Source organism: Streptomyces oryzae (assembly GCF_017676365.1).
Classification (GTDB): Bacteria; Actinomycetota; Actinomycetes; order Streptomycetales; family Streptomycetaceae; genus Streptomyces; species Streptomyces oryzae.
Map to the genome: position 1 here is coordinate 1 of NZ_JADKMA010000049.1, position 13839 is coordinate 13839.

11 protein-coding genes are annotated in these 13839 nt (G+C 71.4%); 8 read left to right on the forward strand and 3 right to left on the reverse strand.

What is annotated here, in order from left to right; genetic code table 11:
- Window positions 1-1064: protein kinase domain-containing protein (locus ITI46_RS12090; RefSeq protein WP_209239498.1), on the reverse strand; the 1064-nt coding region annotated here is incomplete at its 3' end.
- A gap of 389 nt (window positions 1065-1453) precedes the next feature.
- Between ITI46_RS12090 and ITI46_RS12095 the strand changes: the two genes are divergently transcribed.
- Window positions 1454-3067 carry a protein kinase domain-containing protein gene (locus ITI46_RS12095; RefSeq protein ID WP_209239499.1) on the forward strand — a complete coding sequence of 538 codons (1614 nt, stop codon included), beginning with the start codon at window positions 1454-1456 and terminating at the stop codon, window positions 3065-3067.
- A gap of 291 nt (window positions 3068-3358) precedes the next feature.
- Entirely contained in the window at window positions 3359-4372 is a 1014-nt protein-coding gene (locus tag ITI46_RS12100) for a phosphotransferase (protein WP_209239525.1), read from the forward strand.
- A 39-nt stretch (window positions 4373-4411) separates the two neighbouring features.
- Here ITI46_RS12100 and ITI46_RS12105 read toward each other — a convergent pair whose 3' ends face one another.
- Entirely contained in the window at window positions 4412-5098 is a 687-nt protein-coding gene (locus ITI46_RS12105; RefSeq protein ID WP_209239500.1) for a response regulator, read from the reverse strand.
- Between the two features lie 395 nt (window positions 5099-5493).
- Here ITI46_RS12105 and pdhA point away from each other — a divergent pair, with 395 nt between their 5' ends.
- The 5 genes from pdhA (at window position 5494) to ITI46_RS12130 (ending at window position 11821) form a co-directional block, all read left to right on the forward strand.
- Entirely contained in the window at window positions 5494-7005 is a 1512-nt protein-coding gene (gene pdhA, locus ITI46_RS12110; RefSeq protein ID WP_209239501.1) for a pyruvate dehydrogenase (acetyl-transferring) E1 component subunit alpha, read from the forward strand.
- A gap of 2 nt (window positions 7006-7007) precedes the next feature.
- Window positions 7008-7988, forward strand: coding sequence for an alpha-ketoacid dehydrogenase subunit beta (locus ITI46_RS12115; RefSeq protein WP_209239502.1), 981 nt, complete (start codon window positions 7008-7010; stop codon window positions 7986-7988).
- Window positions 7989-8002: 14 nt separating this feature from the next.
- Window positions 8003-9508, forward strand: coding sequence for a dihydrolipoamide acetyltransferase family protein (locus ITI46_RS12120; RefSeq protein WP_209239503.1), 1506 nt, complete (start codon window positions 8003-8005; stop codon window positions 9506-9508).
- A 259-nt stretch (window positions 9509-9767) separates the two neighbouring features.
- Complete coding sequence (locus ITI46_RS12125) at window positions 9768-10496, forward strand: GntR family transcriptional regulator (protein ID WP_209239504.1); 729 nt, start codon at window positions 9768-9770, stop codon at window positions 10494-10496.
- Window positions 10493-11821 (forward strand): MFS transporter, encoded by a 1329-nt coding sequence (locus ITI46_RS12130; RefSeq protein WP_209239505.1) that lies wholly within the window; start codon window positions 10493-10495, stop codon window positions 11819-11821. The genes ITI46_RS12125 and ITI46_RS12130 overlap by 4 nt, the downstream gene beginning before the upstream one ends.
- Window positions 11822-12026: 205 nt before the next feature.
- On the opposite strand, the gene ITI46_RS12135 is transcribed toward ITI46_RS12130, so the two are convergent.
- Entirely contained in the window at window positions 12027-12860 is an 834-nt protein-coding gene (locus tag ITI46_RS12135; RefSeq protein ID WP_209239506.1) for a maleylpyruvate isomerase family mycothiol-dependent enzyme, read from the reverse strand.
- Window positions 12861-13016: 156 nt separating this feature from the next.
- Between ITI46_RS12135 and ITI46_RS12140 the strand changes: the two genes are divergently transcribed.
- Window positions 13017-13814, forward strand: coding sequence for a carbon-nitrogen family hydrolase (locus ITI46_RS12140; RefSeq protein WP_209239507.1), 798 nt, complete (start codon window positions 13017-13019; stop codon window positions 13812-13814).
- Window positions 13815-13839 lie beyond the last annotated feature (25 nt).

The window sequence follows — 13839 nt, forward strand, 5'->3', positions numbered from 1 at the left end:
AAGCCCCCACTGTTGTACGGCCCCGGCTGCTGCCCCTGCGGCTGGTACGGCGTCTGCACCCCGCCCTGCTGCTGCGGGGCGTTCGCGTCGACCGGCGGGAAGACGGCCTGGCCGACCCCGGCGCCGCTGTTGGCGGGCGGGCCGCCGCTGATGATGATCGGCGAGGCGCCGGAGGCGACGCCGGAGCCGCCGATCCGGGTGCACTCGTCGTGCATCGCCTCGGCGGACGGGAAGCGCTCGTTGGGGTTCTTCTTCAGCGTCCGTGCGACGAGCGCGTCCACCGCCGGGGGGATGGACTGGTTGATGGAGGAGGGCGTGGGCGGCTCCTCCTGGACGTGCGCGTAGGCGATGGCCAGCGGCGAGTCGGCGTCGAACGGCAGCCGTCCGGTGAGCAGTTCGAAGAGCATGATGCCGACCGAGTACAGGTCGGAGCGGGCGTCCACGCCGCGCCCGAGGGCCTGTTCCGGCGAGAGGTACTGCGGGGTGCCGACGACCATGCCGGTCTGTGTCATGGAGGTCACACCGGACTGCATGGCCCGGGCGATGCCGAAGTCCATGACCTTGACCACACCGCGCTTGGTGAGCATCACGTTTCCGGGCTTGATGTCCCGGTGCACGAGGCCCATCTCGTGGCTGACCTCGAGAGCCGCCAGCACATCGCCGGTGATCTTCAGCGCCTTCTCGGCGGGCATCGCGCCGTACTGGGCGATGTCCTCGTCCAGGACCGTGCGCAGCGGCTTGCCCTCGACGTACTCCATGACGATGTACGGCACCATCGCGCCGTCGATCTCGTCCTCACCGGAGTCGAAGACGGAGACGATGTTGGTGTGCGTCAGCTTGGCCACCGACTGGGCCTCGCGGCGGAACCGCTCGCGGAAGGACTGTTCCCGGCCGAGTTCGGTGTGCAGGGTCTTGACCGCGACCTGGCGGTCCAGCACCGAGTCGTAGGCGAGATAGACAGATGCCATCCCGCCGGCACCCAGCAGTGAACGGAGCTGGAAACGCCCCCCGCCGACCATGCGGCCCAAGTAGTTGCCGGCCGCCTGTGCGCCGTCGTCGCTCATCTGACTGCTTCCCCCTCGGCGGCGCTGCCCCCGTGCAGGTACGTTGAGTGATCCTTGACCCTGATACTGGCCCAAGTTTGCCCGGGGGCTCGGTCACGTCAAGTTCGTTGCCCGTTCCGTGACCGAATGCGCATACGCCCTTCGCGAGCGGCGCGCCCCGGACGGTCCCACGAGCGTAGAGGGTGCGTTCGCGCAGGTGTGCGCTGGGTCGCCGGGACCGACTTGCGGGGGCGCCGCTCAGCTTGTTGGATGACGACTCCTTGGCTTCGGTATGACTCCTTGGGTTCGGTATTCCGTCCCACCCATTCCATCCCCCGCGTGCCTGTAGCCTCCTTGGAGGAGTATCCACCGCGCGCAAGCCCGCGGATTCGAATCTACGGCGAGGACTGATGGCACAGACGCAATCCGCCGGGGGCCCTTCGGACCCCGACGCGACGGGCGGCGGCTCCCTGCCCGATTCGCCGGAATTGTGGGGCAACAACGGTCTGGTCGGCGACGGCAGGTACCGCCTGACGCACCGCCTCGGCCGTGGTGGCATGGCCGAGGTCTTCGGCGCCGAGGACCTGCGCCTCGGCCGTACGGTCGCGGTCAAGCTGCTCCGCTCGGACCTGGCCGAGGACCCCATCTCCAAGGCGCGCTTCACACGCGAGGCACAGTCCGTCGCCGGCCTCAACCACCACTCCGTGGTCGCGGTCTACGACTCCGGCGAGGAGTTCATCGGCGGCAACGTCACTCCGTACATGGTGATGGAGCTGGTCGAGGGCAGCACGATCCGCGATCTGCTCCTCAACGCCGACGCACCGCCGCCGGACCAGGCGCTGGTCATCGTCTCCGGGGTGCTGGACGCGCTGGCCTACAGCCATCAGCACGGCATCGTGCACCGCGACATCAAGCCCGCCAACGTGATCATCACGCGGGACGGCGCGGTCAAGGTGATGGACTTCGGCATCGCCCGCGCCATGCACGGCGCCTCCAACACCATGACCCAGACCGGCATGGTGATGGGCACCCCGCAGTACCTCTCCCCCGAGCAGGCGCTCGGCAAGACCGTCGACACCCGCTCCGACCTGTACGCCACCGGCTGTCTGCTGTACGAACTGCTGACCAGGCGCCCCCCGTTCACCGGTGAGACGCCACTGTCGGTCGTCTACCAGCACGTTCAGGACGAGCCCGTGCTGCCGTCCGAGGCCTCGGACGGTGCGCCGCCGGAGCTGGACGGCCTGGTGATGCGGGCGTTGGCCAAGGATCCGGACGACCGGTTCCAGTCGGCCGAGGAGATGCGCGGACTGACGCAGTACGCGCTCCAGATGCTGCACGAACAGGGCAGCCACACCGGCGGCCTGTGGAACACCGGCCCGACGGCGCACCTCGGGGCCTCCACCCCGGCCATGGGCGTCCCCGGCGCCGGCGCGCGCCCGCACCCCTCGCACTCCGAGACCTCCCAGATGGGCGCCCCGCTGCTGGCGGGCCCGCGGGACGACGACGGCGGCTTCGACGGCGGTCCCCGGCGCGGGCGGGGCCGCGGCAGCAGCGGTGGCGGCAAGGGCGTGCGGTACACGCTGTTCGCCCTCCTCGCGCTGATCGCGATAGCGGGCGGCATCATCTACGCGCTCAACGCCAACCACGGCTCGGGCAAGAAGCCGGACAACGTCAAGCCGAGCTCGTCCCACTCGGAGAGCCACAAGCCCTCCAAGGATCCGTCGCCCACCCCGACGGAGACCGACGAGCAGCAGCCGGGCACCACGGACGGCAGCGGCGACTGGACGCCGAGCGACGAGCCGACCGATACGGCTCCGTCGCAGACCGGCGATCCGAGCCAGACGCAGCCGTCCGAGACCGGTGACCCCAGCGAGACGGGCAATGCCGATGGGGGTTCTGGTGACGGCGGGGGTGGCGGCAAGCCGACCAAGACGTCGGAGCCGCCTCCTACGGACGGCGGCGCCACCGAGGGTGGCGACGCCGGGTCGGCCGATGCCGGGGCTGTTGCCGGTACGGAGGAGTAGGGCCTCCGCGCTCGCCTGGTCTGGGTAGGGGCTGCCCCTTGCTGTGCGTTGCAGGCTGCGGGCTGCTTGTGGCTGTGGGGGCACCCCCTGCTCGAAGACCTTGGGGGAGCAGTTCCCCGCGCCCCTGAATTGCTACCCGCGAAGCTTGGGCAGTCTGCGCCAGGGGCGCAGGGTGGGCAAGCGCAGCCCCCGTGCGGGGTACGCATACGTCAACCCGTATTTGACAGGGCGGGCGCCCAGCGCTGCGCGGGCCTCTACGATGCGGCCGTGCAGCCGTCTTCCCCCGCCCTCATGGAGGGCACGCTCCACGCTCTGTTGCGGCAGTACGACGGTGTCGGGGAGCCCCTCTCGTGTACGCCGGTCTCGCACGGGCTGCTCAACCGTGGCTACCGCCTGACGACCACGCGGGGCTGCTATTTCCTCAAGCACCACCTGGACGGCCGGGCCTCGCTCGGCCGGATCGAGCGCCAGCACCGGGTCACCGCCCGGCTGGGCGCGGTGGGGCTGCCCGTCGTACCGGTGGTCCCGGGCGCTGACGGCAGGACCGTCACTGTTGCCGAGGAGCGCTGCTTCGCGCTGCACCCGTGGATCGAGGGCACCCACCGGCACGGCAGCGAGCTGACCGCAACGCAGTCGCAGGCCCTGGGCGCCCTGCTGGGGCGGGTCCATGTCCGGCTGGCCCGGGTGGTACCGCAGGAGCAGCCGCAGCCGGCGGGCCACGAGAGCGCCGACCCATCCGCGACGTACGAGATGATCGGCGCGCTGCTGGAGCGGATCAGGGTCCGGCGCAGCCGGGACAGCTTCGACGAGCTGGCCGAGCACCGGCTCACCGAGCGCCGCGAGCTGCTGCGCAGATACGCGGGGGAGCGGCCGGGCGCCGTTCCGGACCGGTTCACCGGCTGGGTGCACGGTGACTTCCACCCGCTGAATCTGCTGTACGCGCTGCCGGGCCGCGGCCGGCGGCCGGTGGCGATCCTGGACTGGGACCGGCTGGGGGTGCAGCCGCGCGCCGAGGAGGCGGTGCGGGGTGCGGCGATCTTCTTCCTGCGCCCCGGCGGCACGCTCGACCTGCGCAAGGTGCGGGCCTTCGCCCGGGCGTACCGGGGCGGCGCCGGCGCGTCCCGCGAGGAGCTGGCCGCCGCCGTGCACCGGGTCTGGTGGGAGCGGCTGAACGACTTCTGGATGCTGCGCTGGCGCTATCAGCTGCGCGATGTACGGGCCGACCCGCAGTTCCCTGCGGCTGCTTCGCTGGTGGTGTGGTGGAGCGGTCACTACGAGGCGGTACGCGCGGCGTTCTGTGACTGAGGCGTACGGGGTCTGTCCCCGGCGACGGCACCGCCGTCCTCAGTCGTGGCCGGTCGCGCGGAGGCGGGCGATGTACGCGGCGGCCTGGGCGCGGCGTTCCATGCCGAGTTTGGCCAGCAGGCCGGAGACGTAGTTCTTGACGGTCTTCTCCGCGAGGTGCAGCCGCTCGCCGATGGCCCGGTTGGTCAGGCCCTCCCCGATCAGGCCGAGGATGCGGCGCTCCTGGACGGTGAGGGCTGCCAGCCGGTCGTCCTGACCGGCAGCGGGGGCGGCCGGGACGGCCGGGGTGGCGGGGCCGCGCAGCCGGTCGAGTACCCGCCGGGTGTCGGCCGGGTTCAGCAGCGAGGCCCCTGCGGCGACCTGGTGCACGGCCTGTACGAGTTCGCCGCCGGTCAGCCCCTTGGAGACGTAGCCGGACGCGCCGGCCACGACGGAGGAGAGCAGCGCCTCGTCGTCCGCGTACGAGGTGAGCATCAGGCAGCGGACGGTCTCGTCGCGGGAGCGCACCTCGCGGCAGACCTCGATGCCGTTGCCGTCCGGGAGGCGTACGTCGAGGATGGCTACGTCGGGCCGGGTGGCGGCGATCCCGCTGACCGCGTCGGCCGCCGTGCCGGCCTCTCCGGCGATCTCGATGCCGGGGTCGGCGGTGAGCATGTCGCGTACGCCTCTGCGGACGACCTCGTGATCATCGACCAGGTATATCCGGGTTCGTCCGTTTTTGGGCACCTTCTCAGTCTCACATACTGATCCGCCCTTCACTCTTCCCGGGCTCCCGCACCCCGGGTTACCGTGCGGGTGTCCGCGGCTCGCGAGGCCGTGACCAGTGATGTCCCGACTTGTTGCACAACTGCTCGGACTTCCACGTTCTTACTTGGATATCCGAGCAAAGTTGCAGGTCAGGGCCGCCTCGTGCGTCTATGGAGATGCCAGCCATGGCTGGGGCGTCCCGACCGGGGTCGGGACAGCGGGCCGCGACCGGGACAAGCAGTCACCACCCGGTGCCGACCGCGACGCTCCCACCCCGTGCGCCGCACGGGACCGGGCGAGCCTCCCCCCGCCAGTGGGCGGGGGAGCCCCAGGTCACCGGCAATCCCGGCGGCCGGACAGACGGAGGAGCACACGTGACCGTGGAGAGCACTGCCGCGCGGAGCGCCGCGCGCCGCAGCGGCACCGGAGGAGAGCGCGCCACCCGGGCCGCCACCAGCGGCAAGGCCGCCGAGAACGGCAAGGGGGAGGCCCCCGAGAGCGCGTCCGCACCGGAAAAGCCCCGCAAGACCGCCGCCAAGGCCGCCAAGGCCACCGGGTCCGCGGCGAAGTCCCCGGCGAAGGCCCCCGCCAAGAGCGCCCGTAAGCCGGCGTCCAAGAGCACCGCGAAGGCCGCCCCGAAGGCCCCCGCGAAGGGCGGGTCAGCGGCGAAGACCTCGCCCAAGGCAGACCCCAAGACCCGTACGCGGGCGGGCGGCGCCAAGGCCAAGACCTCCGCCAAGACCTCCCCGAAGACCCCCGCCAAGGCCCGGGCCAACGGTTCCGGACAGGACGAGCACGAGCTCGTCCAGCTGCTGACGCCCGAGGGGGAGCGCGTCAGCCATCCGGAGTACGACGTGGACCTGAGCGCGGAGGAGATCCAGGGCCTCTACCGCGACATGGTGCTGACCCGGCGCTTCGACGCCGAGGCCACGGCGCTCCAGCGGCAGGGCGAGCTGGGGCTGTGGGCCTCGCTGCTCGGCCAGGAGGCGGCGCAGATCGGCTCGGGCCGCGCGCTGCACCCGGACGACTACGTCTTCCCCACCTACCGCGAGCACGGCGTCGCCTGGTGCCGGGACGTGGACCCGACCATGCTGCTGGGCATGTTCCGCGGGGTGAACAACGGCGGCTGGGACCCCAACAGCAACAACTTCCACCTCTACACGATCGTCATCGGCTCCCAGGTGCTGCACGCCACCGGGTACGCGATGGGCGTGGCCAAGGACGGCGCCGACTCGGCGGTGATCGCGTACTTCGGTGACGGCGCCTCCAGCCAGGGCGACGTCGCGGAGGCCTTCACCTTCTCGGCCGTCTACAACGCGCCGGTCGTCTTCTTCTGCCAGAACAACCAGTGGGCGATCTCCGAGCCCACCGAGCGCCAGTCCCGGGTGCCGATCTACCAGCGCGCCCAGGGCTTCGGCTTCCCCGGCGTCCGGGTGGACGGCAACGACGTGCTGGCCTGCCTGGCGGTGACCAAGGCCGCCGTCGAGCGGGCCCGCGCGGGCGAGGGGCCGATGCTGATCGAGGCGTTCACCTACCGGATGGGCGCCCACACCACCTCCGACGACCCCACGCGCTACCGCACCGACGAGGAGCGCGCCGCCTGGGAGGCCAAGGACCCGATCCAGCGGCTGCGCAGCTATCTGGAGAACGAGAACCTGGCCGACGCCGCCTTCTTCGCCCGTATCGAGGAGGAGAGCGAGGCGATGGGCCGGCACGTGCGGGAGGCGATCCGTACGATGCCCGACCCCGACACCATGGCGATCTTCGAGAACGTCTACGCGGACGGGCACGCGCTGGTGGACGAGGAGCGCGCCCAGTTCGCCGAGTACCAGGCGTCGTTCGCGACCGAGCCCGACAGCGGCGCCGCCGCGGTGGAGGTCAACTGATCATGGCTGTCCAGAAGCTTCCGGTCGCCAAGGCGATCAACCTCTCGCTGCGCACGGCGATGGAGAACGACTCCAAGGTCCTGGTCATGGGCGAGGACGTGGGCAAGCTCGGCGGCGTCTTCCGGGTCACCGACGGCCTGCAGAAGGACTTCGGCGAGGACCGGGTCATCGACACCCCGCTCGCCGAGTCCGGCATCGTCGGTACGGCGATCGGGCTGGCGCTGCGCGGTTACCGCCCTGTCGTCGAGATCCAGTTCGACGGCTTCGTCTTCCCCGCCTACGACCAGATCGTCACCCAGCTCGCCAAGATGCACGCGCGGGCGCTGGGCAAGATCAAGCTGCCGGTCGTCATCCGGATCCCCTACGGCGGCGGCATCGGCGCAGTCGAACACCACAGCGAGTCCCCGGAGGCGCTGTTCGCGCACGTCGCGGGGCTCAAGTGCGTCTCGCCCTCGAACGCGGCCGACGCCTACTGGATGATGCAGCAGGCCATCGAGAGCGACGACCCGGTGATCTTCTTCGAGCCGAAGCGGCGCTACTGGGACAAGGCCGAGGTCGATCCCTCCGCCATTCCGGCGCCGCTGCACTCCGCGAAGATCGCCCGCCAGGGCAGCGGGCTGACGCTCGCCGCGTACGGGCCGATGGTGAAGGTCTGCCTGGAGGCGGCTGCCGCCGCCGAGGAGGAGGGCAACTCGCTGGAGGTCGTGGACCTGCGCTCGATGTCCCCGATCGACTTCGACACCCTCCAGCGCTCGGTGGTCAAGACCCGCCGTCTGGTGCTGGTGCACGAGGCGCCGGTCTTCCTCGGCACCGGAGCGGAGATCGCGGCGCGCATCACCGAGCGGTGCTTCTACCATCTGGAAGCACCGGTGCTGCGTGTCGGCGGGTTCCACGCGCCGTACCCGCCGGCCCGGCTGGAGGACGAGTATCTGCCGAACCTGGACCGGGTGCTCGATGCCGTCGACCGCGCGCTGGCGTACTGAGGAGAGCCGTGACGATGACCAACAGCGCACAGACTTCACCGGCGGCCTCCGGCATCCGTGAGTTCAAGATGCCGGACGTCGGCGAGGGGCTGACGGAAGCCGAGATCCTCAAGTGGTACGTACAGCCGGGCGACACCGTCACCGACGGGCAGGTCGTCTGCGAGGTGGAGACGGCCAAGGCCGCCGTCGAACTGCCCATCCCCTTCGACGGCCTGGTGCACGAGCTGCGGTTCGCGGAGGGCACGACGGTCGACGTCGGCACCCCGATCATCACCGTGGACACCGGCGGTCCGGCCACCGGCACCGGCGCCGGTGCCGCCTCGGCGGCGCAGCCCGCGATGGAGACGGGCGCCGGGGCCGCTGCCGAGGTCGCCGAGGAGGCGGCTGCGAAGGCTCCCGCGGAGGGCGGGGCCGAGGACGAGGCCGAGCCGGAGGGGCGGCAGCCCGTGCTGGTCGGCTACGGCGTCGGCACCAGCTCCACCAAGCGCCGCCCGCGCAAGCCGGTGCCAGGACCCGCCGAGCCGCCGGCCGCCGCGCCGACTCCTGCGCCCACCCCCGCGCCGGCCCCCGCCGCCGAGCCCGTCGCCCCGGCGCCGGGCAGCAACGGTCACGGCGCGGCCCGCCCGCTGGCCAAGCCCCCGGTGCGCAAGCTCGCCAAGGACCTCGGCGTCGACCTGAGCACCGTCACCCCGACAGGGCCTGACGGGATCATCACCCGCGACGACGTACACGCCGCGGCTGCCCCCGAGCCAGGACCCGAACCGGCCCCCGCCGCCGCACCGGTCGCGGAGCCGGCGGTGGAGCCCGCAGCGCCGGGCGCCCGGGAGACCCGGATCCCCGTCAAGGGCGTACGGAAGGCCACGGCGCAGGCGGTGGCGGGCAGCGCGTTCACCGCGCCGCACGTCACCGAGTTCGTGACCGTGGACGTCACACGGACGATGAAGCTCATCTCGGAGCTCAAGCAGGACCCGGACATGGCGGGCGTCCGCGTCAATCCGCTGCTGTTCGTGGCCAAGGCGTTCCTGCTGGCCATCCGGCGCAACCCGGAGATCAACTCCGCCTGGGACGAGGAGCGGCAGGAGATCGTCCGCAAGCACTACGTCAACCTCGGCATCGCGGCGGCCACACCGCGCGGGCTGATCGTGCCCAACATCAAGGACGCGCAGGACAAGACCCTGTCCGAACTGGCGTCCGCGCTGGGTGAGCTGGTCGCCACCGCACGCGAGGGCAGGACCTCTCCCGCCGCGATGAGCGGGGGCACGGTGACGATCACCAACGTCGGGGTCTTCGGTGTGGACACCGGTACGCCGATCCTCAACCCCGGCGAGTCCGCCATTCTGGCCTTCGGCCAGATCCGGCAGCAGCCCTGGGTGCACAAGGGCAAGGTCAAGCCGCGCCATGTCACCACGCTGGCGCTCTCCTTCGACCACCGCCTGGTCGACGGCGAACTCGGCTCCAAGGTGCTGGCCGACATCGCGGCCGTCCTCGAGCGCCCGAAGCGCCTGATGACCTGGGGCTGAGCCCGAGGCGAAGGGTGCGGGGGCAGAGCCCCCGCACCCGGCTTCGCGGAGCGCCGATCAGGGGCGCGGGGAACGGCTCCCCCTGGGGGCACCTCCCGGCCGGAGGCTGGGGGACTGCGAGCAGGGGGTGCCCCCACAGCCACACACAACCCGCAGTCTGCAACCACCAGCAAGGGGCAGCCCCTCACCAGCAACGCCCGCGGTGTCCACATCGCGGAAGCCATCCCTCACGTATGTGTGTTGTATCTATGCTGTGCGCATGACTTCTCCCGCGCCGGCCACGCCCTCACGCAAAGAAAGCCGGCAGCCGCCGGCCGCCGAGAGGGTGTACGCGCACGTCAAGCAGGCGGTGCTGGAGCGGCGCTACGAGGGCGGGCTCCTCCTCACCGAAGGTGAGCTCGCAGAGGCGGTAGGGGTCTCCCGCACCCCCGTCCGCGAGGGCCTGCTCCGCCTCGAGGTCGAGGGCCTCATCCGCCTGTACCCGAAAAAGGGCGCCCTCGTGCTGCCGGTCTCCGCACAGGAGATCGAGGACGTCGTGGAGACCAGGCTGCTGGTGGAGCAGCACGCGGTGCGCCGCGCCGTCCCGGTGTCGCAGCCGCTGGTCGACCGGCTGGAGGCCACGCTGGCCGAGCAGATCGCACACGCGGAGGCGGGCGATCTGGCCGCCGTCTCCGCCGCCGACCGCTGCTTCCACGCCACCATCGTCGAGGCCACCGGCAACCAGATCCTCACCCGTCTCTACGACCAGCTCCGCGACCGCCAACTGCGGATGGGCGTCGCCGTGATGCACGCGCACCCCGACCGGGTCGCCAAGAACATCACCGAGCACGCCGACATCCTGCGCACCCTGCGCGAGGGCGACAGCGAGGCGGCAGTCCTCGCGGTGCACCAGCATGTGAGCCGCGTCCGCCATCTGGTGCGCGGCGAGGACATCGGGGTGACGGGTTCCGGGGACGCGGACCTGCGCAGGCCCGGTGATCCGCGGTGAGTACGGCGCCCTCCGCTGATAGCCGGCTGCCCGGCGACCCGCCGGGCGGCCCCCGCGCGCTGTGGGTGTGGGGGATCGGCGTCGCGGTCTACTTCGTCGCCGTCACCTTCCGCACCAGTCTCGGCGTCGCGGGTATCGACGCCGCGCACCGCTTCGACATCAACGCTTCCGCCCTCTCCAGCTTCTCGATCCTCCAACTGCTGGTGTACGCGGGGATGCAGATACCCGTGGGCCTGCTGGTGGACCGCTGGGGGACGCGCCGCGTCCTGCTGCTGGGCATCCTGCTGTTCACCGCGGGCCAGTTCGGCTTCGCGCTCTCGTCCGCGTACGGCACGGCGCTGGCCTTCCGCGCGCTGCTGGGCTGCGGTGACGCGATGACGTTCATCGCCGTACTGCGGCTGGGCGCACGCTGGTTCCCCGCCCGCAGGGGGCCGATGATCGCGCAGGTCGCCGCGCTGATCGGGATGTCCGGCAACCTCGTCACCACGCTGGTGCTCGCCCGGGTGCTGGAGACGTTCGGCTGGACGCCGACGTTCGCGGGGAGCGCGGCGGGCGGGCTGGTCATCCTGCTGCTGGTGCTCTTCTTCCTGCGGGACCACCCCGAGGGGCACGGGCCGCCGCCCGCCTCGCGCGGCGGCAACCGCGGCCACGGCCCGGGTCCGGGCTACATACGGCGGCAGATCGGCGCCGCGTGGCGGGAGCCGGGCACCCGGGCCGGCATGTGGGTGCACTTCACCTGCCAGTTCCCCGGGATGGTCTTCCTGCTGCTGTGGGGCATGCCCTTCCTTGTCCAGGCGCAGGGCCTGGACAAGGGCACCGCGGGGGAACTGCTGACCCTGGTGGTGGTCTCCAACATGTGCTGCGGGCTGGTGTACGGGCAGGTCATCGCCCGCCACCATGCCGCCCGCACCCCGCTGGTGCTCGGCACCGTGTCGGCCACCGCGCTGGCCTGGGCGGCGACCCTCGCCTGGCCGGGGCAGGCGCCGATGTGGCTGCTGGTGCTGCTGTGCACCGTGCTCGGCGCGTGCGGGCCCGGCTCGATGATCGGCTTCGACTTCGCCCGCCCCGCCAACCCTCCCGAACGGCACGGGACCGCCTCCGGCATCGTCAACATGGGCGGCTTCACCGCATCCATGACAACCCTGTTCGCTGTCGGCGTACTCCTCGATCTGACCGGCGACAACTTCCGGATCGCCTTCGCGTGCGTCTTCGTCCTCCAGGCGCTCGGCCTGGTGCAGTTCGCCCGGCTGCGGGGGCGCGCCGTGCGGAGGGAGCGCGAACGGGTTGTTGCCAGCAGGGTGGAAGCGGTTCACGTTCCTGTATGAGGTGCGCCCCGCCAGGGGCGCGGGGAACTGCGCGCGCAACCCAAAACGAACCGTCGGACCGCGACGGCGAGAGGTGGCAGCCCCCTCCCGTCTCCCGCCGACTGCGGGTCAGTTGTGGCTGTGGGGGCACCCCCTGCTCGAAGAGCTTGGGGGAGCAGTTCCCCGCGCCCCTCCGGGGCGCAGCCCTCTTACGGGGCGCCCTCCATCACGGCGTAACCGAAAAATGCTTCAGAATGGCGGCAGCCAAATCCGCGTCCCCGTCGATCTTCACGTGCTCCGCGACCGCCTCCGGCCGCACGCGGCCCGCGGCGAGCCGGGAGTAGGTCTCCCAGTCCATGGCGAGGGTGGCGGCGGGCCCGAGCGAGACGCTGCCGTCGACGCTGCCGTTGCCGGCGGCGTCGACCCGCACTGTCCGCATGAACTCCACGGGCCCGCTCACATCGAAGACCACCGCGCAGTTCGGCGGCGCTCCAGCGTCCTTGGCGACGACCTTCGGCAGCCCGGCGAGGAACACATCCCGCGCCACCTGCGCGCCCGGGGAGTCGAGGCCGCCCGGCTTGTCCAGCGCGCGCCGCAGATCCTGTTCGTGCACCCATACGTCGAAGGCGCGCAGCATCAACTGCCGCTCCAGCGGCAGCTTGCGCGGGCCGAACGGCAGCACGCTGTTGACCTCGGTCTCCGGCCCCCGCTTCTCGTTCCGCAGCTGCCGTGAGCGGCGGATGAGGGTGTACTCGAACTCGCTGGTCATCTCCGGGCCGGTGTGGTGCCGCCGCACATCCACCTGCACTTCCATGTGCCGGCTGACCTCGTCGCGTACGTGGTAGATGTCGCGCGGCAGCGAGTGGATGGGCCTGGGATCGCCCAGCAACTCGCACTCCATGCCGATGATGTGGGAGACCACATCGCGGACCGACCACCCCGGGCATTCGGTCCGCCCGTTCCACTCCCCTTCCACGAGCGGGGTGACCAGCTCGGATATGGCTTCCATGGACTGCGTCCAGGCGTCAACGTAGGGCTGAAGGCTTGGGTGGTCGGTCACGGGACCCCTCGGCGTTGCGGTTCGTTCGCGGGCTGGACAGGGCAGGGTGCTGAATGCTGGGTGCTCTCAAGTTACGCTGCGCCCGGGCACCCCGGCAGTGCTTTTGGGACGATGCTAGGCCCAATCGACCCCCTCGATCGCATGGACGGTGGTACGGTGCGCGCTTCGCTTCTGCAGATTGACGTAGACCCGGATGAGCCGGTCGAATCCCGGCGGGAGCGGGTGTCTTCCCTCGTACGCGAACAAGCCGGTGCCGATCTGGTGGTGCTGCCCGAGCTGTGGCCCGTCGGCGCCTTCGCGTACGAGCGCTTCGCCCCGGAGGCCGAGGACGCCGACCCTGCCACCGGACCGACCGCGCTGGCCATGTCGGCGGCGGCGCGGGACGCGGGCGTATGGCTGCACGCGGGCTCCATCGTCGAGAAGGCACCCGAGGGCGGCGCCCTCTACAACACCTCGCTGGTCTTCTCGCCGAACGGCGAACTGGCCGCCACCTACCGCAAGATCCACCGCTTCGGCTTCGACCGGGGCGAGGCGACGCTGATGTCCGCGGGCAGCACCCCCGTCACGGTGGACCACCCGCAGGCCACGCTCGGCCTGGCCACCTGCTACGACCTGCGGTTCCCTGAGCTCTTCCGGGCCCTGATCGACGCCGAGCCGTCCGGCGCCCGGGTGCTGGTCGTCCCGGCCGGCTGGCCCGCCAAGCGCGCCGAGCACTGGACGCTGTTCGCCCGCACCCGCGCCGTGGAGAACCAGTGCTTCGTGCTGGCCTGCGGCACCGCCGGCAGCCACGCGGGCGTCCCCCAGGCCGGCCGCAGCGCCGTCATCGACCCCTGGGGCGAGGTGCTGGCCGGGACCACCGGCACCGAGGAGGCGGTCGTCACCGCCGACCTGGACCTCTCCCAGATCGACAAGGTCCGCGAGTCCTTCCCCGTCCTCAAGGACCGGGTGCTCTGAGCGGCGCCGGCGGGTGGCACCCTGG

What these genes read in the sequence shown, in the direction of transcription:
- ITI46_RS12095 (WP_209239499.1), top strand. Translation starts at nt 1,454, where the DNA reads ATGGCACAGACGCAATCCGCCGGGGGCCCTTCGGACCCCGACGCGACG.
- ITI46_RS12100 (WP_209239525.1), top strand. Translation starts at nt 3,359, where the DNA reads ATGGAGGGCACGCTCCACGCTCTGTTGCGGCAGTACGACGGTGTCGGG.
- ITI46_RS12115 (WP_209239502.1), top strand. Translation starts at nt 7,008, where the DNA reads ATGGCTGTCCAGAAGCTTCCGGTCGCCAAGGCGATCAACCTCTCGCTG.
- ITI46_RS12120 (WP_209239503.1), top strand. Translation starts at nt 8,003, where the DNA reads ATGACCAACAGCGCACAGACTTCACCGGCGGCCTCCGGCATCCGTGAG.
- ITI46_RS12125 (WP_209239504.1), top strand. Translation starts at nt 9,768, where the DNA reads ATGACTTCTCCCGCGCCGGCCACGCCCTCACGCAAAGAAAGCCGGCAG.